This is a genomic window from Amorphus suaedae (assembly GCF_053629675.1).
The window spans coordinates 1,674,102-1,700,065 of record NZ_JBRJIT010000001.1 but is presented as its reverse complement, the minus strand read 5'-3'; the positions used below and the strand labels follow the sequence as shown (position 1 = coordinate 1,700,065).

Sequence of the window (25,964 nt, the reverse complement as noted above, 5' to 3'; positions counted from 1 at the left end):
CTCATTTTGACCAAAACTGCGATCCGCCTCGGGGTAATCACGATGGGTCGCAAGAGGAAACGGGCCCCATGTCGCCGCTCGACTATCTCGTCCGCTGCACCGCCGAGATGCTGCGCATCTACTGGATGCTGGTCCGCATCATCGTGCCGGTGACGGTCGTCACCCATCTCCTGGCGGAGCTGGGCGCCATCGACGCGCTCGCGCCCGGACTGGCGCCTCTGATGGGCCTCTACGGCCTGCAGCCGGAATATGCCCTGGGCGTGCTGACGGGGGCGCTGGTCGGGATCTGGGGCGGGCTCGCGGTCCTGTTCACGCTGGTGCCGGCCTCGGCCATCAGCGGCGCCGACATCACCATCTTCAGCGCCATGCTGCTGTTCATGCACGGCCTGCCCATCGAACAGCGCATCGTGCAGAAGGCCGGCCCCTCCTTCACCGTCACCACCGGACTGCGGATCGTGGGCGGCCTTGCCTACGCGGCGATCCTGCACGCCGTCTTCGCCGCCACCGGCTGGCTGTCGGAGCCGATCGATCCGGCCTGGATCCCGATGAACGAGGCGGCCGGCTGGGGCGCGTTCCTCATCGATCTCGGCTGGGCCATGGTGCTGATGCTGGTCATCCTGCTGGCCCTGTCGTGGGCCGTGGAGATCCTGCGCCTCGTCGGCGCGATGGATGTCGTCAACCGGGCGCTCGGGCCGCTGTTCCGGCTGGCCGGCCTCTCCGCCGAGGCCACGCACATCACCGCCGTCGGGCTGGTGCTGGGGCTGGCGTTCGGCGGCGGGCTGCTGATCGCCGAGGCGCGGTCCGGCCGCGTGCCGCCGCGCCAGGTGTTCCTCGCCTGCGTGTTCATGGGGTTCGCCCACGGCCTCATCGAGGACACGCTGGTGGTCCTGGCGGTGGGCGCCGATCTGACCAGCGTACTGGTCGGCCGTCTCGCCTTCGCGGTCGCCGCCACCGCGCTGATCGCGCTGGTGGTCGCCGCCGTCTCCGACCGGACGTTCAGCCGCTGGCTGTACCGTCCGCATGCGCCGGCCCCGCGCGCCGCGACGGCCGAGGCCTGAGCGGGGAGGGCGGCAACGAAAAAGGGCTGCGACCGGTCCCGGTCGCAGCCCTTCTCGTGTCAGTCAGGCGGGCTGGCTCAGACGAGCTCGACGCACATGGCAACGCCCATGCCGCCGCCGATGCACAGCGTGGTCAGGCCCTTCTTGGCGCCGCGGCGCTTCATCTCGTGGATGAGCGTGACGAGGACGCGGTTTCCGGACGCGCCGATCGGGTGGCCGATGGCGATGGCGCCGCCGTTCACGTTCACGATCGAGGTGTCCCAGCCCATGTCCTTGTTGACGGCGCAGGCCTGGGCGGCGAAGGCCTCGTTGGCCTCGACCAGTTCGAGGTCCTCCGGCTTCCAGCCGGCCTTCTCCAGCGCCTTGCGCGAGGCCGGGATCGGGCCGGTGCCCATGATCGACGGATCGACGCCGGCGGTGGCCCAGGAGACGATGCGCACCAGCGGCTCGATGCCGCGCTTCTCGGCGTCGGAGGCGCGCATGAGCACGACCGCCGAGGCGCCGTCGTTGATGCCCGAGGCGTTGCCGGCGGTGACCGTGCCTTCCTTGTCGAAGGCCGGGCGCAGCTTGGCGACGGAGTCGAGCGTCGCGCCGTGGCGGATGTACTCGTCCTCCTCGACGACCGTGTCGCCCTTGCGGCCCTTGATGGTGACCGGGACGATCTCGTCCTTGAACTTGCCGGCCTTCTGGGCGGCCTCGGCCTTGTTCTGGGACGCGACGGCGAACTCGTCCTGCATCTCGCGGGTGATCTGCCACTGGCGGGCGACGTTCTCGGCCGTGCCGCCCATGTGGTAGCCGTTGAAGACGTCCCAGAGGCCGTCCTTGATCATGGTGTCGACCATCTTCAGGTCGCCCATCTTGTGGCCGGCCCGAAGGTGCGCGGCGTGCGGGGAGAGCGTCATGTTCTCCTGGCCGCCGGCGACGATGATGCTGGCGTCGCCGGTGGCGATCTGCTGCATGCCGATGCAGACGGCGCGCAGGCCGGAGCCGCAGACCTGGTTCAGTGACCAGGCGGTCTTTTCCTTCGGAATGCCGGCGCCCATGGCGGCCTGGCGGGCGGGGTTCATGCCCTGGGCCGCGGTCAGCACCTGGCCGAGGATGACCTCGTCGACCTCGTCGGCGCTGATGCCGGCGCGTTCGATGGCGCCGGTGATCGCGACGGTGCCGAGGTCGGAGGCCGGGGTGTTGGCGAACGCGCCGTTGAAGGAGCCGACCGGCGTGCGTGCGCCGCTGGCGATGACGATGGAGTCCTGGCTCATCGGAGTCCTCCGAATGTTGGATGGGACGGATTTGCCGGCCGCGGACCCGCGACCGCTCTCGTCCTCATATATGGGGAAGAAGACGGACTTCTAACCGCGAATGGTCGTTGCCGGCCGATAGAGACCCGCCAAAGCGGCGCTGTCAACGTTGGAACGCGCCTGCGTCGCCCGTCGCGGCCCGCGCAAAAATGCGGTGCGGAAAAAGGAGTGTGGCATCGCGGCAAACGAACCCCTATCGTACCCGGAAACCGGGCCAACCGGATCCGAGATCCGTCAGTCCCGGGCGGGCGCTAAGGGAGGTCGACGCACCATCATGGCGAAGACAGACAATCCGACCGTCATCAAGAAGTACGCCAACAGGCGCCTCTACAACACCGGCACGAGCACCTACGTGACGCTCGAGGACCTCGCCGAGATGGTCAAGGCGGAGGAGGACTTCGTGGTCTTCGACGCCAAGAGCGGCGACGAGATCACCCGCTCGGTGCTGACCCAGATCATCTTCGAGCAGGAGAACAAGGGGCAGAACCTGCTGCCCATCGCGTTCCTGCGGCAGCTGATCGGCTTCTACGGCGATTCCATGCAGAACATCGTGCCGTCCTACCTGGAGTACTCGCTCCAGTCGTTCGCGCGCGACCAGGAGAAGCTGCGCAAGCAGATGGCCTCGAGCTTCGGCGTCAGCCCGTTCGACACCCTCGACGAGCAGGTGCGGCGCAACACCGAGATGTTCGAGAAGGCCATGCGGATGTTCATTCCGTTCGGCGCCGCGGGCGAGGCGGCCTCCGACGCCCAGGCCGGCGACGACGAGGCGGCCGAGCAGCCGTCCGCCGGCGGCGGCGCCAGCGAGCTCGAAGAGATGAAGCGCCAGATGGCCGACATGCAGAAGACGCTGAACGCGCTGGCCGGCTTCGCCGCGCCCGGCCGTCCCGGCAAGGGGGGCAAGGGCGGCAAGGGTGGCGGCGGCGAGGGCGGCTCGACCCCGTCAGACTGACCGCCGGCCCCGGCACCTTCTCACCCGACCTGATCCAAGACGCGCCCCGGAGGCAGCAGATGACCGACCTCACCCTCGACCATGCCCGCACCATCATCGACACCGCGCTCGCCAAGGGCGCCGAACTGGGCATGAACCCGCTCGGCGTGGTGGTGCTGGATGCCGGCGGCCACCCGGTCGCGCTCGTCCGCCAGGACGGCTCCTCGATGCTCCGCACCGACGTGGCACAGGGCAAGGCCTACGGGGCGCTGGCGATGGGGCGCGGCAGCCGCTTCCTGCACAACGCCGCGCTGGAGCGGCCGCACTTCGTCCAGTCGCTGTCGGGCATCGCCGGCGGCAAGCTGGTGCCGGTGCCGGGCGGCGTGGTGATCAAGGACGGGGAGGGCAGGACGGTCGGCGCCGTCGGCATCTCCGGCGACACCTCCGACAACGACGAGATCTGCGCCGTGGCGGGCATCGAGGCGGCGGGATTCAAGGCGCTGGTCGACTGATCCTGGACGGGGTCTGCGCGCGCGCAGAAAAGCGCGGAAACGCGCATAATCGCGCACGTTGCGGCGTGCGCGTTCGCGCGCATCCCGCGCGCGGCGGATAGGCTCAAAAAAGGCTGGCGGATGGGGTCGGCCGGGATGGTCCGGACGGCGGGTGACGTGCGAAATCGTCCCGCCGGCCGGGCTTGTCGGGCGGTGCGGCCGCTACTTGGCCGTCAGGATCCCGTAGATCTCGTCCTTCAGCGCCAGGCGGCGCTTGCGCATGTCTTCCATATGCGCGTCGTCGGTCGGCTCGAGATCGGTTTCGGCACGATGGATCGCCCGGTTGATCTCGTGATACTCGTCGGCAAGCTTCGCGAAATGGGCGTCTTCGCCCTTCAGCCGATGCATCGCATCGGCGTGCTCCGGAAACTCCTCGGCCAGTTCGTGCGGTGTGTTCGACATCGACGGGCTCCGTGCCGCTGAGAGGGGGGCTGATCTAGTGAGGGGCTGATCTAGTGATCGGCGGAGTGCGTGGACGCGACACGCTTCGTCGCGCCCAGCGAAATGGCCACGCCGGACATTACGTCCACCACCGCGATCACCGTCAGCAGGAAGAAGATCGAGGTCGCCGCGGCGCCCACCGCCAGAAACTCGACGATGTAGACGATCATCACCACGGTGGAGACGATGTGATCGAGCACCAGGCGCCGGTGGAAGCGGGCGGCCTTGATGATCTCCGCGCCGAGCAGGCAGACGGCGACGGCCTGGATCAGGTCGGCGAGCGTCGGCGTCCACGGCTGTCCGGAGACCAGCGTCAGCGTGAACAGGCTGCTCTGCCAGATCGGCGAGGTGGCCTCGCCGGCGGCAAACACGAACGCGATCACGTTGTAGAGGATCAGCGGGACGATGGTCAGCGGTATCGCGGAAATCATCCGAGCCTCCGAATCGGCGCCGTCGGATGAGGCTGCCGATATGTACAGACTGCCCGGACATCGTCGATGCCGGGCAGGTCCGGTTTGTGCGGGCGGGTCTGCGCGAGTCGGGGCTCAGCGCGAACGCGCGCCCGAATCGGGAGACGCTTACGCGTCGCCCTTCACCTCGAGAACCTGACGCCCGCGATACTTGCCGGTCTTCAGGTCGATGTGGTGCGGCCGGCGCAGCTCGCCGGACTCCTTGTCTTCCATGTAGCTCGGCTGCGCGAGCGCATCAGCCGAACGGCGATTGCCCCGCTTCATGCGCGAAGTCTTGCGCTTCGGAACTGCCATCGTCGTCTCCTTCGCGGACAGTGCGGACCAATTAGCTCCGATGCCCCAGACCGAGCCTGGGGTTTGGCAACCGTCCATGCACTTGGATGTTGAGCCGGTGTATATACAAACTGTGCCGCCCGTTGCAAAGCCGGTCGCAAGAAAAATCGCGCGGAACGCTGCGGAATCCGTCGAATGGCCCGCCGCGGTGCGTTTCATGCCCGCAAACCGCGCCAATCAGGGGCGCACGCGGGGCTCCAGGCAGTAGAAAACCCAGTCCGAGCGGCCGACTTCCCGGCTCACCCGGCTGGCGAGCTGCCGGTGCCCGGACGACGGCTTGCCCGGGTTGCGTCCGTCGGGGTCGGGCAGGGTGGTGGCCATCAGCGCCGCCTCGGCCGGGCTGATGCGGGCCGCCGGCTTGCCGAAGGCGCGCTGCGCGCCCGCCTCGACACCGAACACGCCCGGCCCGAACTCGGCGATGTTCAGGTAGATCTCCAGCAGGCGGTCCTTGGAGAGGATGAGGTCCAGCCACAGGGCGATCGGAATTTCCAGCGCCTTGCGCAGGTAGGACCGGCCCGGCCAGAGAAAGAGGTTCTTCGCGGTCTGCATGGAGATCGTGCTGGCGCCGCGCGTCTCCTCGCCCGCCATGAAGTCCTCGACCACCGACGAAAACTGCGCGGTGTCGACGCCCCAGTGCATGCAGAAGCGCGCGTCCTCCGACACCACAACCGCCCGGATGAGCGGCGGCGAGACGTCTTCCAGTGGCACCCAGGCGCGGGTGACCGTCTGCCCGGTCAGCCAGCGGCCGATCATCAGGGTGGAGACGGGGTTGATGACGGAATAGAGGACCGAGAGCACGAACGGCAGCGCCGCCACCACCAGCAGGGCCAGGCCGATGCGCCGCAGCACGCGGAGGGATCGCCGTCTCGATCGTGTCGTCCGCGCTGCCACGGTGTCCGTCTCTGTCAAGGTGCCCATCCGTTCGGGAAGTTCGCCGTCGATGTGACCGCAACCATACGCGGGGTCAACTCAACAACGCCCCGGAAGGTCCCGCGCACCCTTGACGGAGCCGCCCGGCGGTCGCAAACGGAACGGGTGCCGAGAGTTCAGGCTGCCCCGGCCCGCCGCTGCCGGATCCGCCAGGCCAGAAGGAATTTCAATGACCCCGTTCGAGGCACGCCTCGCGGACGCCGCTGCCGCCACCGAACGCACGCTCGACGAGTTGCTTCCCACCCGCGACCAGGTGCCCGCGCGGATCGCCGAGGCGGTCCGCTATGCCGCGCTTGGCGGCGGCAAGCGGTTCCGCCCGTTCCTGGTCATCGAATCGGCGCGGCTCCTGGGCGGCGACATCCGCACGGCCCACGCGGTCGCGGCGGCGATCGAGTGCGTCCACTGCTACAGCCTCGTCCACGACGACCTGCCGGCCATGGACGACGACGACCTGCGGCGCGGCCGGCCGACGGTCCACAAGGCCTACGACGAGGCGACGGCAATACTCGCCGGCGATGCGCTGCTGACGGTCGCCTTCGAGATCCTGGGATCGGAGCGGACGCATCCGGACCCGGCGATCCGGGCCGACCTCGTCGTCTGCCTGGCCCGCGCCGCCGGCAGCGCCGGCATGGTCGGGGGGCAGATGCTGGATCTGGAGGCGGAAGCCGCCACGGAGACGCAGAGCGAGGCCGCCATCGGCCGCCTGCAGGCCATGAAGACCGGCGCGCTGATCGCCGCCTCCTGCCAGGCGGGGGCGATCCTCGCCCATGCCGAAGAGATGCACCGCGCACGCCTCCAGCGATTCGGTGAGGTGCTCGGCGCGGCGTTCCAGTTGGCCGACGATCTTCTCGACGTCGACGGCAGCGAGGCCGACGTCGGCAAGCGAACCGGCAAGGACGCCGCCCGGGGCAAGGCGACGCTGGTCTCGCTCAAGGGCGCCGACTGGGCCCGCCACCGGCTGCGGCAGCTGGTCGACGAGGCGAGCGACACGCTCGACATGTACGGCGGAGCCAAGGACGTGCTCGTCCAGGCCGCCCGCTTCGTCGCCGACAGGAAGGCCTGACGGGCTGGTAGCCGGATTGCCTTCCGCGCCCCGCAGGCAGGGCGCGGAGCTGGCTCAGCGTCGGTCCTGGATCTTGATGACGTAGCTCTTCCACGGGGCGGGCTCGGCGACGCGCTCGTAGAGGCCGATGGCGACCGTGTTGGTCGTCGGCACCAGCCAGCGCAGGTGCGCCCATTCGCGCGTCTTGCCGATCTGCTCCAGCGCCTCGATCATCTTGCGGGCCACGCCGTGGTCGCGCGCCTCGGGTGTGACGTAGAGATCGTCGAGCTGGCCGGCCCGGTGGCCGGTGATCGTCTCCGGAAGGTCGAAGAAGATCGCGAAGCCGACGAGCTGGCCATCCAGCCGGGCACCCAGGAGCTCGGCCGTCGGGTCGGCCAGAAGCAGCTCCGCGTAGTACTCGTCCGGGCGGCGCGGGGCGCCCCGGCGCATTTCCTGGGCGTAGGCAGCGATCAACGGCGCGAGCTGGTGGGCCGATTCCTGACCGATGATGCCGATCTGAAGGTCCATGAGTGTCCTTTCGAGTGGCGGCCGCAGAAGCCTGCGACACGCAATCGTCGTTCTTTTCGAACTGGCGCCGGTCTGCGGGACAAGGCGTCGCAGAACGGCTTCAAGCCCCTGTCGTGGTGCGCTTCCCTGAGGCGAACCGGTCTCCCGATTGCCGGAAAGCGTTTAGTCGGATTGCACACATCCACCGGTGATGGCCAGCCCCAAATGGGAACGGAACCCCGTGTGCGGCGTCAGCTGGCGCTGTGTCCAACCTGAACCGGACCTAAAGGACCGGCTCAGTTCGCGTTCAGCGGCCGGTCGCTAGCTTCCCCCTTGTGAGCGGCGGGATGACAGCCGCGAACGACAGGAGAAGAGACATGTTTCGCAAGTCCATCATCGCACTGGCCACCGTCGCGACGCTCGGTGCGGCTTCCCTCGTTCCCGCCGCCGCCGGCCCCATGCACGGCAACGACGCCCGGCAGTCGCAGACGACCGTCAGGGTCTACGACACCCGCAACGACCGCCATGACGTCCGCAAAGACACGCGCCACGATCGGGCGCAGCAGCACCGGTCCTACCAGAAGCACGCGAGGGCGGCGCAGCAGGTCTGCAGCGCTCACAAGGTGCGGACGGTGCAGTGGACCAACCACGGCAAGGTGGTTCGTTACGTGCCGAAGATGGAGTGCCATTACGTCAGCTATCGTCCGCGCTGACCGTCGGCGACGACCGATCCCCAGACAAGCCGCTCCGAGATGCCTCGGGGCGGCTTTTCGCGTTGCTGAGCACGACGAGCCGCGCTGACGGCCGACCCCTTGATAAGGAGGCTGCTGTTGCGCCGGAAAGGCCCCGCAGAGCCGACGGGGATGGATCGGTCAGCTTCCGGTCGTGGCCATCTCGGCCAGCCGGGCCACCGTGTTCAGGTTGCGGGCGGTGCCGAACTCCATGACGGGAACGCGAAGCCGCGATCGTCCCATGCCGGACGGGTAGTGGATGTAGACCTCCCGGTCCCCCACCGCGATCTCCTCGTCGGCCTGTCCCTTTGCCGTCTGCCGCAGGTCCGGCGGCGGCGCCTCGTTGAGAAACAGCACCGCGACCCGGTTCGGTGCCGCGCTGCGAAACGGATTGCGGGCGAGCACGTCGCGCATGGCCTCGGCATCCCGCAGCATGACGCCGACCGATTTGCCCAGCCATTCGGAGACCCGCCGTTCGAGGGCCTCCCTCGCGGCATCGGCGGTCGCCTCGGTCCGGAACACGACATTGCCGGACTGGATGTAGGTGCGGACGTCGTCGAACCCGATCGCCGCGCACAGGGCGCACAGGTCGGCCATGGCCAGCTTGCCGGTGCCCCCGACGTTCACGGCTCGGAGGAGGGCGATGAAGACGGTCATGCGGGGCTCCGTGGCCGTGAGGTCTGTCCACTCGGGCGGGCGGATCCGGCCGGCGGGCGTGCTTCTGGAACATGAACCTCTCCTAAACGTCTGGCTCAGATTGGGTTCAGCCCGGCTCCTCTACCTTCATGAACGTCGGCGGCAAGCAAGGCCGTCGCGCTCAGAGGAGAAGAGAGATGTTTCGCAAGACCGTCATCGCCGTTGTCACCGTGGCCGCCATGAGCGCCGGATCGCTCGTTCCCGCCGTCGCGGCGGGTGCGAACCTCGCCGGCGGAGCCGCCGCGGCCCAGGCCGATACGTCGCCGGTCGTCCAGGTGCGCGACCGCTACGATCGCGGCGACCGCTACGATCACGACCGCGGCCGGGACTATCGCAATCGCGGCAACCACCACCGCGGTCATGGCTATCAGCGCGGCCACCGTCGCGGCCAGATCTGCCAGATCCGCCCGACCCGGGTCGTCCAGTGGACGCCGCGCGGCAAGATCGTCCGCGTCATCCCGCAGCAGGTCTGCTTCTTCCCCGGCGGCCGTCACTGGCGCTAGCGGTTTCGTCCGATGACGGAGCCGAAACGGAAAGAGCCGCATCGCGGTGCTCGCGATGCGGCTCTCTTGTTGTCAGGCGCAGACCGGGGACCCGGTCGGTCGCATTCGATCAGCCGCGGCGGAACTCGCGGATGTCCACGAAGCGGCCGGCGATCGCGGCGGCCGCGGCCATGGCCGGCGACACCAGGTGGGTGCGCCCACGGAAGCCCTGGCGGCCTTCGAAGTTGCGGTTCGAGGTGGACGCGCAGCGCTCGCCCGGCTGCAGCCGGTCGGCGTTCATGGCCAGGCACATGGAGCAGCCCGGCTCGCGCCATTCGAAGCCGGCGGCCAGGAAGATCTTGTCCAGACCCTCGGCTTCCGCCTGCTCCTTCACCAGACCCGACCCCGGCACGATCAGCGCGCCGACGCTCTCGTGGACCTTGTGGCCCTCGACGACCTTGGCGACTTCCCGCAGGTCCTCGATGCGGCCGTTGGTGCAGGAGCCGATGAACGCCTTGTCGATGGTGATGTCGGTGATCTTGGTCCCCGGCACCAGGCCCATGTAGTCGAGCGCGCGCTCCATGGCGCGGCGCTTGCCCTCGTTGGGCGCATCGGCCGGATCCGGCACCACGCCCTCGATGGTCGCCACCGCGTCCGGGGAGGTGCCCCAGGTGACGATGGGCGGAAGGTTGGCGACGTCGAGACGGATCTCGCTGTCGAAGTGGGCGCCCTCGTCGCTCGGGAGCGATTCCCAGTAGGCGCGGGCGCTGTCGAAGGTCGCATCCTTCGGCGCGCGGCGACGGTCGCGGATGTAGGCGTAGGTCGTCTCGTCCGGCGCGATCATGCCGGCGCGGGCGCCGCCCTCGATCGACATGTTGCAGACCGTCATCCGGCCTTCCATGGACAGCGCGCGGATCGCCTCGCCGGCATACTCGATCACGTGGCCGGTGCCGCCGGCGGTGCCGATGGTGCCGATGATCGTCAGGATGATGTCCTTGGCGGTCACGTCGGCCGGCAGCTTGCCGTCGACGGTGACGCGCATGTTCTTCGCCTTGCGCTGCAGCAGCGTCTGCGTGGCGAGCACGTGCTCGACCTCGCTGGTGCCGATGCCGTGCGCCAGCGCGCCGAAGGCCCCGTGGGTCGAGGTGTGGCTGTCGCCGCAGACGATGGTCATGCCCGGCAGGGTGAAGCCCTGCTCGGGGCCGACGATGTGCACGATGCCCTGGCGCGGATCGAGCTCGTTGTAATACTCGATGCCGAATTCCGAGGCGTTCTCGCCGAGCGTCGCGACCTGCAGCGCCGACTCCGGATCCTCGATGCCGTGGGACCGGTCGGTCGTCGGCACGTTGTGATCGACGACGGCGAGCGTGCGCGACGGCGCGCGCACCTTGCGGCCGGTGAGGCGGAGGCCCTCGAAGGCCTGCGGGCTGGTGACTTCGTGGACCAGGTGCCGGTCGATGTAGAGGAGGGTGGTGCCATCCTCCTGCCGATCGACCACATGGTCGTCCCAGATCTTGTCGTAGAGTGTGCGGGGCTTCGTCATGGCACTTACTTCGGTCGGTTGACGCGGAAAGGCAAGTTCAGGATCCGGCTGGAGCGCGAAAAAAGATGCACATGCATGGGTCGCATGGGCGTCATTCGACGCTCGCCGACGGATGGGTGAGAAGCGCGTAGAGGGCGGCCGGATCGCGCGAGGCGCGGAGTTTCGCGGCGGTTTCGCCGTCGCGCAAGACCCTTGCGATGCGCGCCAGCGCCTTCAGATGGTCCGCGCCCGCGCCTTCCGGCGCCAGCAGCAGGAACACCAGGTCGACGGGTTCGTCGTCCAGCGCGTCGAAGTCGACGGGACGGTCGAGGCGGGCGAACACGCCGACGATCTTGTTGAGCGGCACGAGCTTGCCGTGCGGGATCGCGATGCCGTCGCCGATTCCCGTCGAGCCGAGGCGCTCCCGGTGCAGGAGCGTGTCGAAGATCTCGCGTTCGGGATGCCCGGTGAGCGAAGCGGCCTTGGCGGCGAGCTCCTGCAGAACCTGCTTCTTGCTCTGGGCCCTCAAGGCGGGGACGACTCCCTCAAGGCTCAGGAGGTCGTTGAGTTCCATGACGAATTCCCGTTCGGGTCCGTAGCGGAGGCGCTCAGGCTTGGTGGCTTGGCTGCGGCTGCTACGAGGCCGGGCTCGTTCCGAGGGTCTAGTTTCCCTTGGCTCCGGCCTGGAAGGCCGGGTCGATCCAGCCGATGTTCCCGTCGGCACGCCGGTAGACGACGTTGATGGCGCCATTGGCGGCGCTCTTGAACACCACGACGGGGGCTTCGGTCAGGTCGAGATCGAGGACGGCCATGCCGACCGTCATCGTGCGGATGTGGGTGGCGGTTTCGGCGACGACGACCGGCGCGTAGTCGACCGGCACTTCCTCTTCGTCGTCCGGGGTCTCGAGAACGAAGGCGGACGCCTGGAACGCTTCTTCCGCGCCCGGCTGGGGCTGGTGCGACTTCAGGCGGCGCTTGTAGCGGCGCAGGCGCTTCTCGACCCGCTCGGCGGCCTGGTCGAAGCTGGCGGTGGCGTCGGAGGCCTGCGCGGAGGTCTTCAGCACGACGCCGGTGTCGAGGTGGACCGAGCAGTCGGTCTTGAAGCCGTGGCCCTCGGGCTCGACGACGATCTGACCGCTGTAACCGCCATCGAAGTATTTCCGCACCGCTTCGTCGACACGCTCTTGGATGCGTTCGCGCAGCGCGGTGCCGATATCCATGTTCTTGCCGGAAATTTTCAACATGTTGGGTATCGGTCGCAGGATTGAGGACGGGCTCGGTGGACCCCTATTTGGTCGCAGTCTGACCGGTGCGGCAAGGGGTAAGGCGCGCCCGGCCCGGCGAGGCCACCCGGAAGGCGACGCTCGGAAAGCCGCGCGGTTCTACGAGTGCGCCGGAACGCTGTCAACGCCGCAGCCGCCGCGGCGGCACGCCTAGGGCGCCCCGCACCCCTCGCCGATCAACCGGAACGCGCCGTCCTGAGCGCGTGCTGCTTCTCCCGCCGGCGCTGGACGGACGAGGGAATGTGCATGGCCTCGCGGTACTTGGCGACCGTGCGGCGGGCGATCTCGACGCCGTCCTCGTTGAGCTGCTTCACGATCGCGTCGTCGGACAGCACCGTCTCCGCGCACTCCGCATCGATCATCCGCCGGATGCGGTGGCGCACCGAGGCGGCCGAGTGGGCCTCCGCCCCGTAGGTCGCCGCGATGGCCGCGGAGAAGAACGTCTTCAGCTCGAACAGGCCGCGCGGACAGGCGAGATACTTGTTGGAAGTAACCCGGCTGACCGTCGATTCGTGGATGCCGATCTCGTCGGCGACCATCTTCAGCGTCATCGGCTTCAGGTGCGAGACGCCGTGCTCCATGAAGCCGCGCTGCTGTTCGACGATGACGGCCGCGACCTTGAGGATCGTGCTGGCGCGCTGGTCGAGGCTCTTCACCAGCCAGTTGGCGGCCTGCAGGCGCTCGTTGAGGTAGGTCTTGTCGCCGGGGTTGCGCGACGCCTTCACGGCGGTGGTGTAGATGCCGCGATTGACGAGGACGCGGGGCAGGGTGTCGCTGTTGAGCTCGACGCGGAACCCGCCCTCGACATCAGGCGTGACCAGCACGTCGGGCACCACGGCGCGCACCGGCTCCACGTCGAAGCGCAGCCCGGGCCTCGGGTCGAGGGCCTTCAGGCCGGTCAGCATGTCGGCGAGCCGGTCGGAGGAGACCCCGCAGGCCCGCTCCAGCGCCGGAAAGTCGCGCCGCGCCACCAGTTCCAGGTTGGCGAGCAGCCGGCTCATCGCCGGGTCGAGGTCGCCGGCCTCGGCAAGCTGCAACGACAGGCACTCGGTGAGATCGCGGGCGAACACGCCGGCCGGGTCCAGGGCCTGGCAGCGCGAGATCACGTCGTCGAGCAGGGCGGCGGTGATGCCGAGCCGGCGGCAGAGGTCGGCGCGGTCGTCGCGCAGGTAGCCGGCGGGGTCGAGGCAGTCGACGAGGTAGAGCGCCACGACGCGGGCCGGTCCCGGATCGAAGCACAGCGAGATCTGCTCGATCAGGTGGTCGCGCAGCGTGGCGGTGTGGCCGTCGGAGGCCTCGAAGGGTTCGTCCGGCCGGTTGCCGCCGGCGCCGACCGAGCGCCAGGGGTCGGTGGCGTAGGCATCGGGGGAGGCGTCGGCGACCGACGGCGCATCGGGATCCAGCGCGCTCGGCGGCGCGTCGAGGTCGCCGTGGTCGGCCAGGTCGCGGTCGGAGGGGATGAGGTCGTCGGGACCGCCGTCGTCCGGCTGCGGGTCGGAATGGCGATCGGCGTGGACCGCGTCGGCGCGCGCGAGATCGGGGCCGTCGTCGTCGGTCTCAGCGCGTTCGAGAAGCGGATTTTCCTCGATTTCCTTGTCGATGACCGCCGACAGCTCGAGATTGGTCAACTGCAGCAGCTTGATGGCCTGCATCAGCTGCGGGGTCATGATCAGGGTCTGCGTTGGCCGCAGATCAAGGCGTGGCGCGAGACTGATCGGCACGGGTGGCCGCCATTGTTGGGTGTTGGTCCAATTCTTGCGTAGGCTCACCCGATAGGGGTAACGCCTCGCCGCGCCGAATCAAAGGGTAAATTGCTCGCCGAGATAGAGTCGGCGCACGTCGGGGTGCGCGACGACTTCGGCGGGGCTGCCCTGGGTGAGCATTTCGCCGGAAGCGATGATGTAGGCCCGGTCGATCAGGCCGAGGGTCTCGCGGACGTTGTGATCGGTGATCAGCACGCCGATGCCGCGCTTGGTCAGGTGGCGGACGAGATCCTGGATGTCGCCGACCGCGATCGGGTCGATGCCGGCGAACGGTTCGTCGAGGAGCATGAACGACGGCCGGCTGGCCAGCGCCCGGGCGATCTCGCAGCGCCGCCGCTCGCCGCCCGACAGGGCGGTGGCGGGCGCGTCGCGCAGATGGGTGATGCCGAACTCCGACAGCAGGCTTTCCAGCTCCGCCCGCCGCTTCTTGCGGTCGCTCTCCACCACCTCCAGCACCGACATGATGTTGTGGGCCACCGTCAGCCCGCGAAAGATCGAGGCTTCCTGGGGCAGGTAGCCGATGCCCAGGCGGGCGCGGCGGTACATCGGCAGTTCGGTGATGTCGAAGCCGTCCAGGCTGATCTTGCCCGCATCGGGACGGATCAGGCCGGTGATCATGTAGAACACGGTGGTCTTGCCCGCGCCGTTGGGGCCGAGCAGGCCGACGGCCTCGCCGCGATTGACCGAAATCGAGATCCCGTGTGCGACGGTGCGCCGCCGGTAGGCCTTGGCGATGCCGTGCACGGCCAGGACGCCGTCCTGGGGCCGGGTGTCCGGATGATGGTCGGCGGGCGAGGGAGCGCCGGCCGGCCGGGCCCGGCGCGGCCGGACGGGGCGCCGCTCGGGCGCCGCATCGTCCTGCGCCCGCGGATCCGTGGTGATCGGCCGCGCGGGTCGGGGACGACGGGGCGGCTCCTGACGATTCACGTGGCGGGCTCCAAGTCTGATCTCATTCCAATCCTGTTAGTTCATCCCGCGCCGCAATGAAAACACCCAATAGTGTTTCCTCTCTCGACCCGAACGTTTTGGTGCGCCGATCCCTGACGCCGCGCGATGCCGAAAAGGCTCGGGCTCGGCCCAATATGGGTTTCGGGCGACCGGTCGCCCACCCCCTTTTGACGCCGCAGGGCAGGGGTGGGTGTCGTCCCGTTCTACGGCGAAAGCGCGACGGCGGTTCGATTTTCGACTTGATCGGCAGCGCGCCGGTTGGCAGATGAGGGCATGGTGGACCCCAAACCGATCAATCCGATGCTGAAGCTCGCGCTCGAGCTCGGCCCTCTCGTCATCTTTTTCGCGGTCAACGCGCGCGTCGATCTCCTGTCGGCGACGGCGGCGTTCATGGTCGCGACGCTGACGGCGCTGGCGGTGTCTTACGTCCTGCAGAAGCGCCTGCCGCTGATGCCGCTGGTGACCGGCGTCGTGGTGCTCGTGTTCGGCGGGCTGACGCTGTTCCTCCACGACGACACCTTCATCAAGCTGAAGCCGACCATCGTGAACACCCTGTTCGCGGTGGTGCTGTTTTCCGGGCTCATCTTCTGGAAGCGCCCGCTGTTGGGGCTGGTGCTCGATTCGGTCATCTCGATGGACGACGAGGGGTGGCGCAAGCTGACGCTCCGCTGGGCGTTCTTCTTCGTCTTCCTGGCGGTCCTCAACGAGATCGTCTGGCGCAACTTCTCCAGCGACTTCTGGGTGTCGTTCAAGGTGTTCGGGATCATGCCGATCACGCTGGTGTTTGCGCTGGCGCAGATCCGCCTGATCGAGGCGCACAAGCTTCCGGAGCACGACGCACCGGAGCCCGACGTCGTGGAACCGGCCAAGGGCGCCACCCAGGCGAACGACCGCTGACGGCCTATTCGACGTCGAATTCGAAGTAGGTGTCGGGAAACGGCTCGTCCCGCAGCGTGTAGTGCCACCATTCCTCGGCGAGGTTGCGGAACCCCGCCGCCGTCATCGCCTCCAGGAGGATCCTGCGGTTCGCCTGCGCCTCGGCGGACACCTCGGTCGACGCCGTCGCCGAGAGCGGCGAGAAGCAGTCGTAGTCCGTCCCGAGTTCGATCACCGTGGAGCTGGCCGAGCTTGCGTCGCAGCGCTCCGGACGGGCAGGCGGCGCCTTATCCGGCATGGTCAGGGGCACGATGGCGAGGTCGACGGTGCTGCCTCGCGAGTGGCCGGAGCGGTCGGCGATGTAGCCGTCCGGGATGAGCCGCGCCTTGTCGATCTCCGGGTAGAAATAGCGATCGCCGGGTGCGTCGGACTGCGTCCAGTCGACGAAGGCCGCCACCGCCCGCGCGGGGCGGTAACAGTCGTACACGATCAGCGAGTAGCCCTTCGGCTTGAGGCCCGCCTGGACGCGGGAAAGGCCTTCGGCGGCCGGCCGGGTCAGGATGCAGGCCGGCGCCTCGTAGCCCGGCACCGGCGCTCCGATGAAGTTGTCCGGCCCGGCGTACCGCATCTCCTGCCGCACCGTGGGTGCCACGTCGGCCAGATGGACGAAGCCGTCCGGCAGGTCGGAGGCCATGGCCGGGGCGGCAAGAGCAAGGAAGAGAAGGGCGCAGGTCCATCCACGCATGGCGGGGGTCCCCGAACGGCTGCCTTGGAGCGGTGGGCTTGGTGCGGTTCCGGATCGTGGCCCGCGGCGACCCGGTCGGGCCGCCGCAGGCTTTCGTCTCGCGTCGGCGCCGGTCAGCCGGCGCTGCGGTTCATGCGATTTTCCACCAGGCTGTCGACCACCGACGGATCGGCCAGCGTCGACGTGTCGCCGAGATTCTCGAAGGAATCCTCGGCGATCTTGCGAAGGATGCGGCGCATGATCTTGCCCGAGCGGGTCTTCGGCAGGCCGGGCGCGAACTGGATCAGGTCCGGCGAGGCGATCGGCCCGATCTCCTTGCGCACCCACTGGACGAGCTCCTTGCGCAGCTCCTCCGTCGGCTCCTCGCCGCCCATCAGCGTCACGTAGGCGTAGATGCCCTGTCCCTTCAGGTCGTGGGGGAACCCGACGACGGCGGCCTCGGCCACCTTGTCGTGGGCGACCAGCGCCGATTCGATTTCCGCCGTCCCCATCCGGTGGCCCGAGACGTTGATGACGTCGTCGACCCGGCCGGTGATCCAGTAGTAGCCGTCGGCGTCGCGCCGGCAGCCGTCACCGGAGAAGTAGTTGCCCGGGTAGGCGGAGAAGTAGGTCTGCATGAAGCGGTCGTGATCGCCGTAGATCGTCCGCATCTGGCCGGGCCACGAGTCGACGATGATCAGGTTCCCCTCGGTGGCGCCTTCGAGCACCGTTCCGGAGGCGTCGACGACGGCCGGCTGGATGCCGAAGAACGGCTTCGTCGCCGAGCCGGGCTTGAGGTCGGTGGCGCCCGGCAGCGGCGTGATCAGGATGCCGCCGGTCTCCGTCTGCCACCAGGTGTCGACGATCGGGCAGCGGCCGTCGCCGACGACGTTGTAGTACCAGAGCCAGGCGGCCGCGTTGATCGGCTCGCCGACCGATCCGAGGATCCTGAGCGAGGCGCGCGAGGTCTTCTTCACGTGCTCGTCGCCGGCGCCCATCAGGGCGCGGATGGCGGTCGGCGCGGTGTAGTAGATGGCGACCTTGTGCTTGTCGATGACCTCCCAGTGCCGCGAGGCGCTCGGGTAGGTCGGGACGCCCTCGAACATGACGGTGGTCGCGCCGTTCGCGAGCGGGCCGTAGACGATGTAGGAGTGGCCGGTCACCCAGCCGACGTCGGCGGTGCACCAGTAGACCTCGTCCGGCTTGTAGTCGAACACGTACTGGTGGGTGAGCGAGGCGTAGACCAAGTAGCCGCCGGAGGTGTGCAGCACGCCCTTCGGGCTGCCGGTCGAGCCGGAGGTGTAGAGGATGAACAGCGGGTCCTCGGCGCCCATCTCCACCGGCGGGCAGCTCGACGAGACGTTGTCGGCGACGTCGTGGTACCAGACGTCACGGCCCTCCTTCATGCTGACGGAACCGCCGGTGCGCTTGACAACCAGCACCGTCTCGACGCTCGGCGACTTGTCGCAGGCGGCGTCGGTGTTGGCCTTCAGCGGGATGGTGCGGCCGCCGCGAAGGCCCTCGTCGGCGGTGATCACCAGGCGCGAATCGCAGTCCTGGATGCGGCCGGCCAGCGAATCGGGCGAGAAGCCGGCGAACACGACCGAATGGATCGCGCCGATGCGCGCGCAGGCGAGCATCGCGTAGGCGGCTTCCGGGATCATCGGCAGATAGATCGTCACCCGGTCGCCGCGGCCGACGCCGTGCGCCTTCAGCACGTTGGCGAACCGGCTCACGTGCTCCTTGAGCTCGCGGTAGGTGATGATCTTCTGCTCGTTCGGGTCGTCGCCCTCCCAGATGATCGCCGTCTTGTCCGGCGTCTTCTCGGCGTGCCGGTCGACGCAGTTGTAGGAGACGTTGAGGGTGCCGTCCTCGAACCACTTGATCGACACCTTGTGGGGGTCGAAGCTGGTGTTTTTGACCTTGGTGAACGGCTTGATCCAGTCGATGCGCTTCGCCTGCTCGGCCCAGAAGGAGGCCGGATCCTCGATCGAGCGCCGGTACATGTCCTCGTAGCCAGCAGCATCGACAAGGGCGTCCCTCGCGACGGCCTGCGAAACGGGGATGATGGTCTCCGACATGCATGTCCTCCCTTGGAACCGGTGGACCGGATTCGGTCCGGCGCGGTGCACGGCCCGCACTTTGCGTTTGGCGCGCATTATGCGAAGGGCTCCCGCCCGCGTCTACACGACCTGACTGGATGCACGCGCAAGTCGCGTCAACCAGCAAAATGCCGCGGAGACGGTCGGTTTCGGCGCGCGGAAGACGAGGGATGGGGACGGGGTCGAGCACACATCTTGCGGGAGAGGCGTTCTTCTGGCAATTTCTGACAAGTGATTAGGACAGGATTGCTGTCGTAAAATACACCGGGCCAGGCGACGGGGCTGGAAATCCGGGCCGTCCGGTAAGATGATGGCGACCACTGGCCGACGGGCGGGTGTCGGGGCGATCGGGAGGATCGAGCCCCATGACCGGAACCGTCAGGAAGACGCGCGCGCAGGCGACTTCCGGACCTGGGCCAGACCGACATTGCGCGGTGCACCGGTGACGATCGCCTGCCCGATCGAGCTGCAGCCTCCCGCGCGGAGGCGCGACCCGATCCGGCGAGGTCCGCCGGTCGCCAGCCATCGGAGCGATCGGGGTTGCGGGAGTTGCCCCAACCGCCCGCTCCGGCTCTATGCGAGTTTCAGCGCCGTACGCGCGGGGAGGAAACCCTCCCGTGAGCACGGCGGCTGCGCCATCCGGCGTTCGCAGGAACGCAGCCTGGGTGGGGCAGGGTATCGAGATCGGTCGACGTCCCCGCGGACTGCTTGCGGGAATGCTCGGCCGGGGAGCGCACCGGCCCGGCGACGGGTCGACGCTTCACACGAGTGGACGCGATCGCGCTGCGGGCGGGTGGTATCATCCGGCGGCAGGCGATCCAGACGAGGCATGCGGACGATGAACCAGATCACGGGTGGACCGATGAGCGTCGTGGCCCCGGCGAAGGCCGGCAAGGGCTCGCAGGATCGCGGCACCGCCGCGCGCGCCGCACGGACCCGCGCCGCGACCTCCGGCCTCTATCGTCCGGGCGCCGAGCACGACGCCTGCGGCGTCGGCTTCGTCTGCGACCTGCACGGCCGCAAGTCGCACCGGATCGTCCAGCAGGGGCTGGAGATCCTCGTCAACCTGACCCACCGCGGCGCGGTGGGTGCCGATCCGCTGGTCGGCGACGGCGCCGGCCTGCTCTGCCAGATCCCGCACGGCCTCTACGTGGAGGAGTGCAACCGGCTGGGCTTCGAGCTGCCGGAGCCCGGCGCCTATGCCGTGGGCATGGTGTTCATGCCCCGCGAGGACGCGCTGCGCGCCCACTGCGAGGACATCATCGCCGCGGCGATCGAGGCGGAGGGCCACGTGCTGCTCGGCTGGCGCGAAGTGCCGGTCGACAACTCCGGCCTGTCGTCGCTGGTCACCGACGTCGAGCCGGTGCACATGCAGGTGTTCATCGGCCGCGGCGCCGACGAGGTCGACGAGGACAGCTTCGAGCGGCGCCTCTACGTGCTGCGCAAGGTCATCTCCAACACGATCTACCGGGAGACCGAGGGCGAGAAGTCGGAGTTCTACGTCGTCTCGATGAGCTGCCGGACCATGGTCTACAAGGGCATGTTCCTGGCCAACCAGCTCGGGCCCTATTATCGCGACCTGACCGACGAGCGCTTCGAATCGGCGCTGGCGCTGGTGCATCAGCGCTTCTCCACCAACACCTTCCCGTCGTGGCGGCTGGCGCATCCCTACCGGATGGTCGCCCACAACGGCGAGATCAACACGCTGCGCGGCAACGTCAACTGGATGGCGGCCCGCCAGGCGAGCGCCGAGTCCGAACACTTCGGCGCCGACATCCAGAAGCTCTGGCCGATCTCCTACGAGGGCCAGTCGGACACGGCGTGCTTCGACAACGCGCTCGAGTTCCTGGTGCAGGGCGGCTACTCGCTGTCCCACGCGGTGATGATGCTGATCCCGGAAGCCTGGGCCGGCAACCCGCTGATGGACGACGACCGGAAGGCCTTCTACGAGTACCACGCCGCCCTGATGGAGCCTTGGGACGGGCCGGCGGCGGTCGCCTTCACCGACGGCCGCCAGATCGGCGCGACGCTCGACCGCAACGGCCTGCGCCCGGCGCGCTACGTCGTTACCGAGGACGGCCTCGTGGTGATGGCGTCGGAGGCCGGCGTGCTGCCGATCCCGGACGAGAAGATCGTCTCCAAGTGGCGGCTGCAGCCGGGCCGCATGCTGCTGATCGACACCGAGGAGGGCCGCATCATCTCCGACGAGGAGGTGAAGCGTCAGCTCTCCACGGCCAACCCGTATCGCGAGTGGCTCGCCCGCACCCAGATGGTGCTGGAGGACCTGGTGCCGGTACGCGGCCGCACGCCGACCACCAACGAGAGCCTTCTCGATCGCCAGCAGGCGTTCGGCTACACCCAGGAGGACCTGAAGTTCCTGCTGGCGCCGATGGCGACCATCGGCCAGGAGGCGATCGGCTCGATGGGCACGGACACGCCGCTGTCGGTGCTCTCCGACCGGCCGAAGCTGCTCTACACCTACTTCAAGCAGAACTTCGCCCAGGTGACGAACCCGCCGATCGATCCGATCCGCGAGGAACTCGTGATGAGCCTGGTGTCGTTCATCGGCCCGCGGCCGAACCTGTTCGACCTGAAGGGCCAGTCGACGCGCAAGCGGCTCGAGGTGCGCCAGCCGATCCTGACCAACCACGATCTGGAGAAGATCCGGGAAATCGGCGACATCGCCGACAACCAGTTCCAGACGATCACGCTCGACTGCACCTATTCCGCCGAGAACGGCGCCGCCGGCATGTCGGCGGCGATCGAGCGGCTGTGCAACCGGGCGGAAAAGGCGGTCGCCGACGGCTTCAACATCATCATCCTTTCGGACCGGCTGGTCAGCCGCCAGCGCATCGCGATTCCCGCGCTGCTGGCGACCGCCGGCGTCCACCATCACCTGATCCGCAAGGGCCTCCGGACGGCGGTGGGCCTGGTGGTGGAATCCGGCGAGCCGCGCGAGATCCATCATTTCTGCGTGCTGGCCGGCTACGGCGCCGAGGCGATCAACCCCTATCTCGCGTTCGAGACGCTGGCGGAGATGAAGTCCGGCTTCCCGGAGGAGGTCGACGACCAGGAGGTCGTGCACCGCTACATCAAGTCCATCGACAAGGGCATCCTGAAGGTGATGTCCAAGATGGGCATCTCCACCTACCAGTCGTACTGCGGCGCGCAGATCTTCGATTCGGTCGGCCTGTCGGACGACCTCGTCGAGCAGTTCTTCTTCGGCACGGCGACGACCATCAGCGGCATCGGCCTGCAGGAAATCGCCGAGGAGACGGTGCGCCGTCACGTGTCGGCGTTCGGCAACGACCCGGTGCTGGTGCGCAGCCTGGAGGTCGGCGGCGAGTACGCGTACCGGACCCGCGGCGAGAGCCACATGTGGGGCCCGGACGTCATCGCCCACCTGCAGCACGCGGTCCGCACCAACCAGCCGGAAGAGTATCTCGCCTACAGCCGCCTGGTGAACGAGGAGGCGGGGCGCTACACGATCCGCGGCATGTTCCGGCTCAAGTCGGCCGAGGAGCTCGGCCGCGCGCCGGTGCCGCTCGACGAGGTCGAGCCGGCGGTGGACATCGTCAAGCGGTTCGCCACCGGCGCCATGTCGTTCGGCGCGATCTCCAAGGAGAGCCACGAGGCGCTCGCCATCGCCATGAACCGGATCGGCGGCAAGTCGAACACCGGCGAGGGCGGCGAGGAGGCGGAACGCTTCCTGCCGATGCCGAACGGCGATTCCAAGCGCTCGGCCATCAAGCAGGTCGCCTCGGGCCGCTTCGGCGTGACCACCGACTATCTGGTCAACGCCGACCAGATCCAGATCAAGATGGCCCAGGGTGCCAAGCCCGGCGAGGGCGGCCAGCTGCCCGGCCACAAGGTCGACGCGATCATCGCAAAGGTGCGCCACTCCACCCCGGGCGTCGGGCTGATCTCGCCGCCGCCGCACCATGACATCTACTCGATCGAGGATCTGGCCCAGCTGATCTTCGACCTGAAGAACGTCAACCCGGCCGCCGACATCTCGGTGAAGCTGGTGTCGGAGGTGGGCGTCGGCACGGTCGCGGCGGGCGTCGCCAAGGCGCGCGCCGACCACATCACCATCGCCGGTTTCGAGGGCGGCACCGGCGCCTCGCCGCTGACCTCCATCAAGCACGCGGGTTCGCCGTGGGAGATGGGGCTGGCCGAGGCGCACCAGACGCTGGTGCTGAACGGCCTGCGCTCGCGCGTCGCGCTGCAGGTCGACGGCGGCATGCGGACGGGCCGCGACGTGGTCATCGGGGCGATCCTCGGCGCCGACGAGTTCGGCTTCGCCACCGCGCCGCTGATCGCCACCGGCTGCCTGATGATGCGCAAGTGCCACCTGAACACCTGCCCGGTCGGCATCGCCACCCAGGATCCGGTGCTGCGTAAGCGCTTCAAGGGCACGCCCGAGGACGTGATCAACTTCTTCTTCTTCGTGGCGGAAGAGGTGCGCGGCATCATGGCCGAGCTGGGCGTGCGGACGATCAACGAGCTGGTCGGCCAGTCGCACATCCTCGACCAGAGCAAGCTCGTCGACCACTTCAAGGCGAAGAGCCTGAACTTCGACAAGGTGTTCTTCCAGGCGGAAGGCGCGCCGGAGGACATCTATCACACGGCCCGCCAGAACCACCCGATCGACGACGTGCTCGACCGGACGCTCATCGCCAAGGCGATGTCGGCCATCGAGACCCGCACGCCCGTGGAGATCGAGACGCGGATCAGCAACGTCGACCGTTCGGCCGGCGCCATGCTGTCGGGCGAGGTCGCCCGCCATCATGGCAACGACGGACTGCCCGACGACACCATCCGCATCAAGCTGAAGGGCACCGCCGGCCAGTCGTTCGGTGCGTGGCTGATGAAGGGCGTGACGCTCGACCTCGTCGGCGACGCCAACGACTACGTCGGCAAGGGCCTGTCGGGCGGCAAGATCATCGTCCGGCCGCCGGAGAACGTGCAGTTCGAGCCCGAGCACTCGATGATCGTCGGCAACACCGTGCTCTACGGCGCGGTCGAGGGCGAGTGCTACTTCCGCGGCGTCGCGGGCGAGCGCTTCGCGGTGCGCAACTCTGGCGCCATCGCGGTGGTCGAGGGTGCGGGCGACCACGGCTGCGAGTACATGACCGGTGGCGTGGTGGTGGTGCTCGGCCAGACCGGGCGCAACTTCGCGGCCGGCATGTCCGGCGGCGTCGCCTACGTGCTCGACGAGGCGGGCGACTTCCCGTCGCGCTGCAACCTGGCGATGGTCGACTTGGAGCCGGTGGCCGAGGAGGACGACCTCCTGGAGAAGCTGCATCACCACGGCGGCGACGTGGAGACCAAGGGCCGGGTGGACGTGTCCTCGGACATGACCCACCACGACGACGAACGGCTGCGCACGCTGATCATGGCGCACGTGAGCCACACGGGCTCCACCCGCGGCCAGACGATCCTCGACAACTGGGAGACCTACCGTCCCAAGTTCGTCAAGGTGATGCCGGTCGAGTACCGACGCGCGCTCCGCGAAATGGAGCGGGCGCGGGTCGGCATGGCGGCGGAATGAGCGGAACGGGGGGCTGGCCGGCGCCGCTGCGCCGGACCCGCCAGCGGCGAAAACCGGGCCGGAAGGATACCTCCGGCTCGACCCTTCACTGAAACGCCTCTAAGAGGCTCGGGTAAGGGACCGACCGGCCGCCGCTTCGATGCGGCGCGCAGGCCGGCGCACGCGACTGAGCCGAAAAGAGACAACCGACGACGCAAGGCAGGATTGGCCGAATGGGCAAGGTGACAGGGTTTCTGGAGATCGATCGGCAGGAGCAGAAGTATCAGCCTGCTTCCGATCGCGTGCGCCATTTTCGTGAGTTCACCCTGCCGCTGACCGAACCGGAGGTGCAGCGCCAGGCTGCCCGTTGCATGGACTGCGGCGTGCCCTACTGCCAGGGCCCGACCGGCTGTCCGGTCGACAACCAGATCCCCGACTGGAACGATCTGGTCTACAGCGACGACTGGCAGGCCGCCGCCCACGACCTGCACTCCACCAACAACTTCCCCGAATTCACCGGCCGGGTCTGCCCCGCGCCGTGCGAGGAGGCGTGCACCCTCAACCTCGAGGACGTGCCGGTCTCCATCAAGACCATCGAGCAGGCGATCGCCGACAAGGCGTGGGCGAACGGCTGGATCCGGCCGCAGCCGGCCAACTTCCAGACCGGCAAGACGGTGGCGATCATCGGCGCCGGCTCGGCCGGCATGGCCGCCGCACAGCAGCTCGCCCGGGTCGGCCACGCCGTCCACGTCTACGAGCGCGAGCCGAAGGCCGGCGGCCTGCTGCGCTACGGCATCCCCGACTTCAAGATGGAGAAGCATCACATCGACCGGCGCGTCCGGCAGCTGGAAGCCGAGGGCGTCACCTTCCACTACGGCGTCGAGATCGGCGTCAACGCGACGTTCCAGGAGCTGATCGACGGCCACGACGCGGTGCTGCTCGCCTGCGGTGCCGAGAAGCCGCGCGATCCCGGCCTGCCGGGCATGGATCTGGAAGGCGTCCACTACGCGATGCCGTTCCTGGTGCAGCAGAACCGCCGCGTCGGTGGCGAGCCGATCGACGAGGCGCCGATCCTGGCCGGCGGCAAGCACATCGTCGTCATCGGCGGTGGCGACACGGCGTCGGACTGCATCGGCACGTCGTTCCGCCAGGGCGCGCTGACCGTCACCCAGCTCGACATCCGCCCGATGCCGCCGCTGCACGAGGACAAGCTCGCCGTGTGGCCGTACTGGCCGACCAAGTTCCGCACCTCGTCCAGCCAGGCCGAGGGCGCCGAGCGCGAGTTCTCCGCCGCGACGCTCGGCATCGTCGGCAAGAACGGCCGCGTGACCCACGTCCAGTGCTCGCGCGTCGACGAGAAGCGCCAGCCGATCGCCGGCACCGAGTTCCTGGTGCGCGCCGACCTGGTGCTGATCGCCATCGGCTTCTCCGGTCCGAAGGAAGGCACCTACCTTGAGGAGATGTCGACCATGGAGCGGGACCGGCGCGGCAACGTGCTCGCCGACACCGAGGCCTACCAGACCAACCTCAAGAAGGTCTTCGCCGCCGGCGACGTGCGGCGCGGCCAGTCGCTGATCGTCTGGGCGATCCGCGAAGGCCGCCAGGCGGCCCGTTCCATCGACCAGTTCCTCACCGGCTCGACGACCCTGCCGCGGTAGCAGCGGGTCGCGGGAAAGGCGCGGCGCTCAGCATCCTCGCGGTCGGACGAGGCCGGTCTCGTCCGTTCCGCATGCGAAGCGGATGCCG

Annotated in this window: 23 protein-coding genes; 9 read left to right on the top strand and 14 right to left on the bottom strand. The window is 68.5% G+C overall.

Annotation, left to right across the window (positions count from 1 at the left end; translation table 11 throughout):
* The first annotated feature begins 68 nt into the window (after positions 1–68).
* Positions 69–1,058: a nucleoside recognition domain-containing protein gene (locus tag AB7M35_RS07630; protein WP_453958568.1), complete on the top strand. Its 990-nt coding sequence runs from the start codon at positions 69–71 to the stop codon at positions 1,056–1,058.
* A 77-nt stretch (positions 1,059–1,135) separates the two neighbouring features.
* Here the strand turns inward: AB7M35_RS07630 and AB7M35_RS07625 are convergent, their stop codons facing one another.
* Positions 1,136–2,317, bottom strand: coding sequence for an acetyl-CoA C-acetyltransferase (locus AB7M35_RS07625; protein ID WP_453958567.1), 1,182 nt, complete (start codon positions 2,315–2,317; stop codon positions 1,136–1,138).
* A 313-nt stretch (positions 2,318–2,630) separates the two neighbouring features.
* Here AB7M35_RS07625 and phaR point away from each other — a divergent pair, with 313 nt between their 5' ends.
* Both phaR and AB7M35_RS07615 read left to right on the top strand, forming a co-directional pair.
* Entirely contained in the window at positions 2,631–3,305 is a 675-nt protein-coding gene (phaR, locus tag AB7M35_RS07620) for a polyhydroxyalkanoate synthesis repressor PhaR (protein WP_453958566.1), read from the top strand.
* Positions 3,306–3,364: 59 nt separating this feature from the next.
* On the top strand, positions 3,365–3,796 hold the full coding sequence (locus AB7M35_RS07615) for a GlcG/HbpS family heme-binding protein (RefSeq protein WP_453958565.1): 432 nt from the start codon (positions 3,365–3,367) through the stop codon (positions 3,794–3,796).
* A 201-nt stretch (positions 3,797–3,997) separates the two neighbouring features.
* Here the strand turns inward: AB7M35_RS07615 and AB7M35_RS07610 are convergent, their stop codons facing one another.
* The 4 genes from AB7M35_RS07610 to AB7M35_RS07595 form a co-directional block, all read right to left on the bottom strand.
* Positions 3,998–4,237: a YdcH family protein gene (locus AB7M35_RS07610; RefSeq protein ID WP_453958562.1), complete on the bottom strand. Its 240-nt coding sequence runs from the start codon at positions 4,235–4,237 to the stop codon at positions 3,998–4,000.
* A gap of 50 nt (positions 4,238–4,287) precedes the next feature.
* On the bottom strand, positions 4,288–4,707 hold the full coding sequence (locus AB7M35_RS07605) for a hypothetical protein (protein ID WP_453958560.1): 420 nt from the start codon (positions 4,705–4,707) through the stop codon (positions 4,288–4,290).
* 147 nt (positions 4,708–4,854) lie between these two features.
* On the bottom strand, positions 4,855–5,040 hold the full coding sequence (rpmF, locus tag AB7M35_RS07600) for a 50S ribosomal protein L32 (RefSeq protein WP_453960665.1): 186 nt from the start codon (positions 5,038–5,040) through the stop codon (positions 4,855–4,857).
* A 216-nt stretch (positions 5,041–5,256) separates the two neighbouring features.
* Positions 5,257–5,928, bottom strand: coding sequence for a transglycosylase domain-containing protein (locus tag AB7M35_RS07595; RefSeq protein ID WP_453958559.1), 672 nt, complete (start codon positions 5,926–5,928; stop codon positions 5,257–5,259).
* A gap of 250 nt (positions 5,929–6,178) precedes the next feature.
* Here AB7M35_RS07595 and AB7M35_RS07590 point away from each other — a divergent pair, with 250 nt between their 5' ends.
* Complete coding sequence (locus AB7M35_RS07590; protein WP_453958557.1) at positions 6,179–7,072, top strand: polyprenyl synthetase family protein; 894 nt, start codon at positions 6,179–6,181, stop codon at positions 7,070–7,072.
* Positions 7,073–7,126: 54 nt separating this feature from the next.
* Here AB7M35_RS07590 and AB7M35_RS07585 read toward each other — a convergent pair whose 3' ends face one another.
* Entirely contained in the window at positions 7,127–7,579 is a 453-nt protein-coding gene (locus AB7M35_RS07585; RefSeq protein WP_453958556.1) for a GNAT family N-acetyltransferase, read from the bottom strand.
* Between the two features lie 356 nt (positions 7,580–7,935).
* On the opposite strand from AB7M35_RS07585, the gene AB7M35_RS07580 reads away from it, so the two are divergent.
* The gene (locus AB7M35_RS07580; protein WP_453958554.1) at positions 7,936–8,271 is read left to right on the top strand and encodes a hypothetical protein; all 336 of its coding nucleotides are present in this window, start codon (positions 7,936–7,938) and stop codon (positions 8,269–8,271) included.
* Positions 8,272–8,430: 159 nt separating this feature from the next.
* On the opposite strand, the gene AB7M35_RS07575 is transcribed toward AB7M35_RS07580, so the two are convergent.
* The gene (locus tag AB7M35_RS07575; protein ID WP_453958552.1) at positions 8,431–8,946 is read right to left on the bottom strand and encodes a DUF1697 domain-containing protein; all 516 of its coding nucleotides are present in this window, start codon (positions 8,944–8,946) and stop codon (positions 8,431–8,433) included.
* 176 nt (positions 8,947–9,122) lie between these two features.
* On the opposite strand from AB7M35_RS07575, the gene AB7M35_RS07570 reads away from it, so the two are divergent.
* Entirely contained in the window at positions 9,123–9,488 is a 366-nt protein-coding gene (locus AB7M35_RS07570; RefSeq protein ID WP_453958550.1) for a hypothetical protein, read from the top strand.
* A 109-nt stretch (positions 9,489–9,597) separates the two neighbouring features.
* Here the strand turns inward: AB7M35_RS07570 and leuC are convergent, their stop codons facing one another.
* The 5 genes from leuC to lptB form a co-directional block, all read right to left on the bottom strand.
* On the bottom strand, positions 9,598–11,010 hold the full coding sequence (gene leuC, locus AB7M35_RS07565) for a 3-isopropylmalate dehydratase large subunit (protein WP_453958549.1): 1,413 nt from the start codon (positions 11,008–11,010) through the stop codon (positions 9,598–9,600).
* A 91-nt stretch (positions 11,011–11,101) separates the two neighbouring features.
* Positions 11,102–11,563 (bottom strand): PTS IIA-like nitrogen regulatory protein PtsN, encoded by a 462-nt coding sequence (gene ptsN, locus AB7M35_RS07560; protein ID WP_453958547.1) that lies wholly within the window; start codon positions 11,561–11,563, stop codon positions 11,102–11,104.
* Between the two features lie 88 nt (positions 11,564–11,651).
* Positions 11,652–12,233 (bottom strand): ribosome hibernation-promoting factor, HPF/YfiA family, encoded by a 582-nt coding sequence (gene hpf, locus AB7M35_RS07555; RefSeq protein ID WP_453958545.1) that lies wholly within the window; start codon positions 12,231–12,233, stop codon positions 11,652–11,654.
* Between the two features lie 215 nt (positions 12,234–12,448).
* The gene (rpoN, locus tag AB7M35_RS07550) at positions 12,449–13,993 is read right to left on the bottom strand and encodes an RNA polymerase factor sigma-54 (protein WP_453958544.1); all 1,545 of its coding nucleotides are present in this window, start codon (positions 13,991–13,993) and stop codon (positions 12,449–12,451) included.
* A 78-nt stretch (positions 13,994–14,071) separates the two neighbouring features.
* Positions 14,072–14,917 (bottom strand): LPS export ABC transporter ATP-binding protein, encoded by an 846-nt coding sequence (lptB, locus tag AB7M35_RS07545; RefSeq protein WP_453960663.1) that lies wholly within the window; start codon positions 14,915–14,917, stop codon positions 14,072–14,074.
* Positions 14,918–15,256: 339 nt separating this feature from the next.
* Here lptB and AB7M35_RS07540 point away from each other — a divergent pair, with 339 nt between their 5' ends.
* Positions 15,257–15,880 (top strand): septation protein A, encoded by a 624-nt coding sequence (locus tag AB7M35_RS07540; RefSeq protein WP_453958543.1) that lies wholly within the window; start codon positions 15,257–15,259, stop codon positions 15,878–15,880.
* A 4-nt stretch (positions 15,881–15,884) separates the two neighbouring features.
* On the opposite strand, the gene AB7M35_RS07535 is transcribed toward AB7M35_RS07540, so the two are convergent.
* Positions 15,885–16,604 (bottom strand): M15 family metallopeptidase, encoded by a 720-nt coding sequence (locus AB7M35_RS07535; RefSeq protein WP_453958541.1) that lies wholly within the window; start codon positions 16,602–16,604, stop codon positions 15,885–15,887.
* A gap of 113 nt (positions 16,605–16,717) precedes the next feature.
* A complete protein-coding gene (gene acs / locus AB7M35_RS07530; RefSeq protein WP_453958539.1) occupies positions 16,718–18,664 on the bottom strand; it encodes an acetate--CoA ligase in 1,947 nt (648 codons plus the stop codon).
* Positions 18,665–19,523: 859 nt separating this feature from the next.
* Here acs and gltB point away from each other — a divergent pair.
* Both gltB and AB7M35_RS07520 read left to right on the top strand, forming a co-directional pair.
* Positions 19,524–24,239 (top strand): glutamate synthase large subunit, encoded by a 4,716-nt coding sequence (gltB, locus tag AB7M35_RS07525; protein WP_453958538.1) that lies wholly within the window; start codon positions 19,524–19,526, stop codon positions 24,237–24,239.
* A 212-nt stretch (positions 24,240–24,451) separates the two neighbouring features.
* Positions 24,452–25,876 (top strand): glutamate synthase subunit beta, encoded by a 1,425-nt coding sequence (locus AB7M35_RS07520; RefSeq protein ID WP_453958536.1) that lies wholly within the window; start codon positions 24,452–24,454, stop codon positions 25,874–25,876.
* The last annotated feature ends 88 nt before the right edge of the window (positions 25,877–25,964 follow it).

Coding starts and splice junctions, on each gene's coding strand:
- AB7M35_RS07535 (WP_453958541.1), bottom strand. CDS start 16,604: ATGCGTGGATGGACCTGCGCCCTTCTCTTCCTTGCTCTTGCCGCCCCG.
- leuC (WP_453958549.1), bottom strand. CDS start 11,010: ATGACGAAGCCCCGCACACTCTACGACAAGATCTGGGACGACCATGTG.
- AB7M35_RS07585 (WP_453958556.1), bottom strand. CDS start 7,579: ATGGACCTTCAGATCGGCATCATCGGTCAGGAATCGGCCCACCAGCTC.
- phaR (WP_453958566.1), top strand. CDS start 2,631: ATGGCGAAGACAGACAATCCGACCGTCATCAAGAAGTACGCCAACAGG.
- AB7M35_RS07630 (WP_453958568.1), top strand. CDS start 69: ATGTCGCCGCTCGACTATCTCGTCCGCTGCACCGCCGAGATGCTGCGC.
- ptsN (WP_453958547.1), bottom strand. CDS start 11,563: ATGGAACTCAACGACCTCCTGAGCCTTGAGGGAGTCGTCCCCGCCTTG.
- AB7M35_RS07520 (WP_453958536.1), top strand. CDS start 24,452: ATGGGCAAGGTGACAGGGTTTCTGGAGATCGATCGGCAGGAGCAGAAG.
- AB7M35_RS07605 (WP_453958560.1), bottom strand. CDS start 4,707: ATGATTTCCGCGATACCGCTGACCATCGTCCCGCTGATCCTCTACAAC.
- gltB (WP_453958538.1), top strand. CDS start 19,524: ATGAACCAGATCACGGGTGGACCGATGAGCGTCGTGGCCCCGGCGAAG.
- acs (WP_453958539.1), bottom strand. CDS start 18,664: ATGTCGGAGACCATCATCCCCGTTTCGCAGGCCGTCGCGAGGGACGCC.
- AB7M35_RS07615 (WP_453958565.1), top strand. CDS start 3,365: ATGACCGACCTCACCCTCGACCATGCCCGCACCATCATCGACACCGCG.
- AB7M35_RS07540 (WP_453958543.1), top strand. CDS start 15,257: ATGGTGGACCCCAAACCGATCAATCCGATGCTGAAGCTCGCGCTCGAG.
- AB7M35_RS07610 (WP_453958562.1), bottom strand. CDS start 4,237: ATGTCGAACACACCGCACGAACTGGCCGAGGAGTTTCCGGAGCACGCC.
- AB7M35_RS07575 (WP_453958552.1), bottom strand. CDS start 8,946: ATGACCGTCTTCATCGCCCTCCTCCGAGCCGTGAACGTCGGGGGCACC.
- AB7M35_RS07570 (WP_453958550.1), top strand. CDS start 9,123: ATGTTTCGCAAGACCGTCATCGCCGTTGTCACCGTGGCCGCCATGAGC.
- AB7M35_RS07625 (WP_453958567.1), bottom strand. CDS start 2,317: ATGAGCCAGGACTCCATCGTCATCGCCAGCGGCGCACGCACGCCGGTC.
- AB7M35_RS07590 (WP_453958557.1), top strand. CDS start 6,179: ATGACCCCGTTCGAGGCACGCCTCGCGGACGCCGCTGCCGCCACCGAA.
- rpmF (WP_453960665.1), bottom strand. CDS start 5,040: ATGGCAGTTCCGAAGCGCAAGACTTCGCGCATGAAGCGGGGCAATCGC.
- AB7M35_RS07580 (WP_453958554.1), top strand. CDS start 7,936: ATGTTTCGCAAGTCCATCATCGCACTGGCCACCGTCGCGACGCTCGGT.
- hpf (WP_453958545.1), bottom strand. CDS start 12,233: ATGTTGAAAATTTCCGGCAAGAACATGGATATCGGCACCGCGCTGCGC.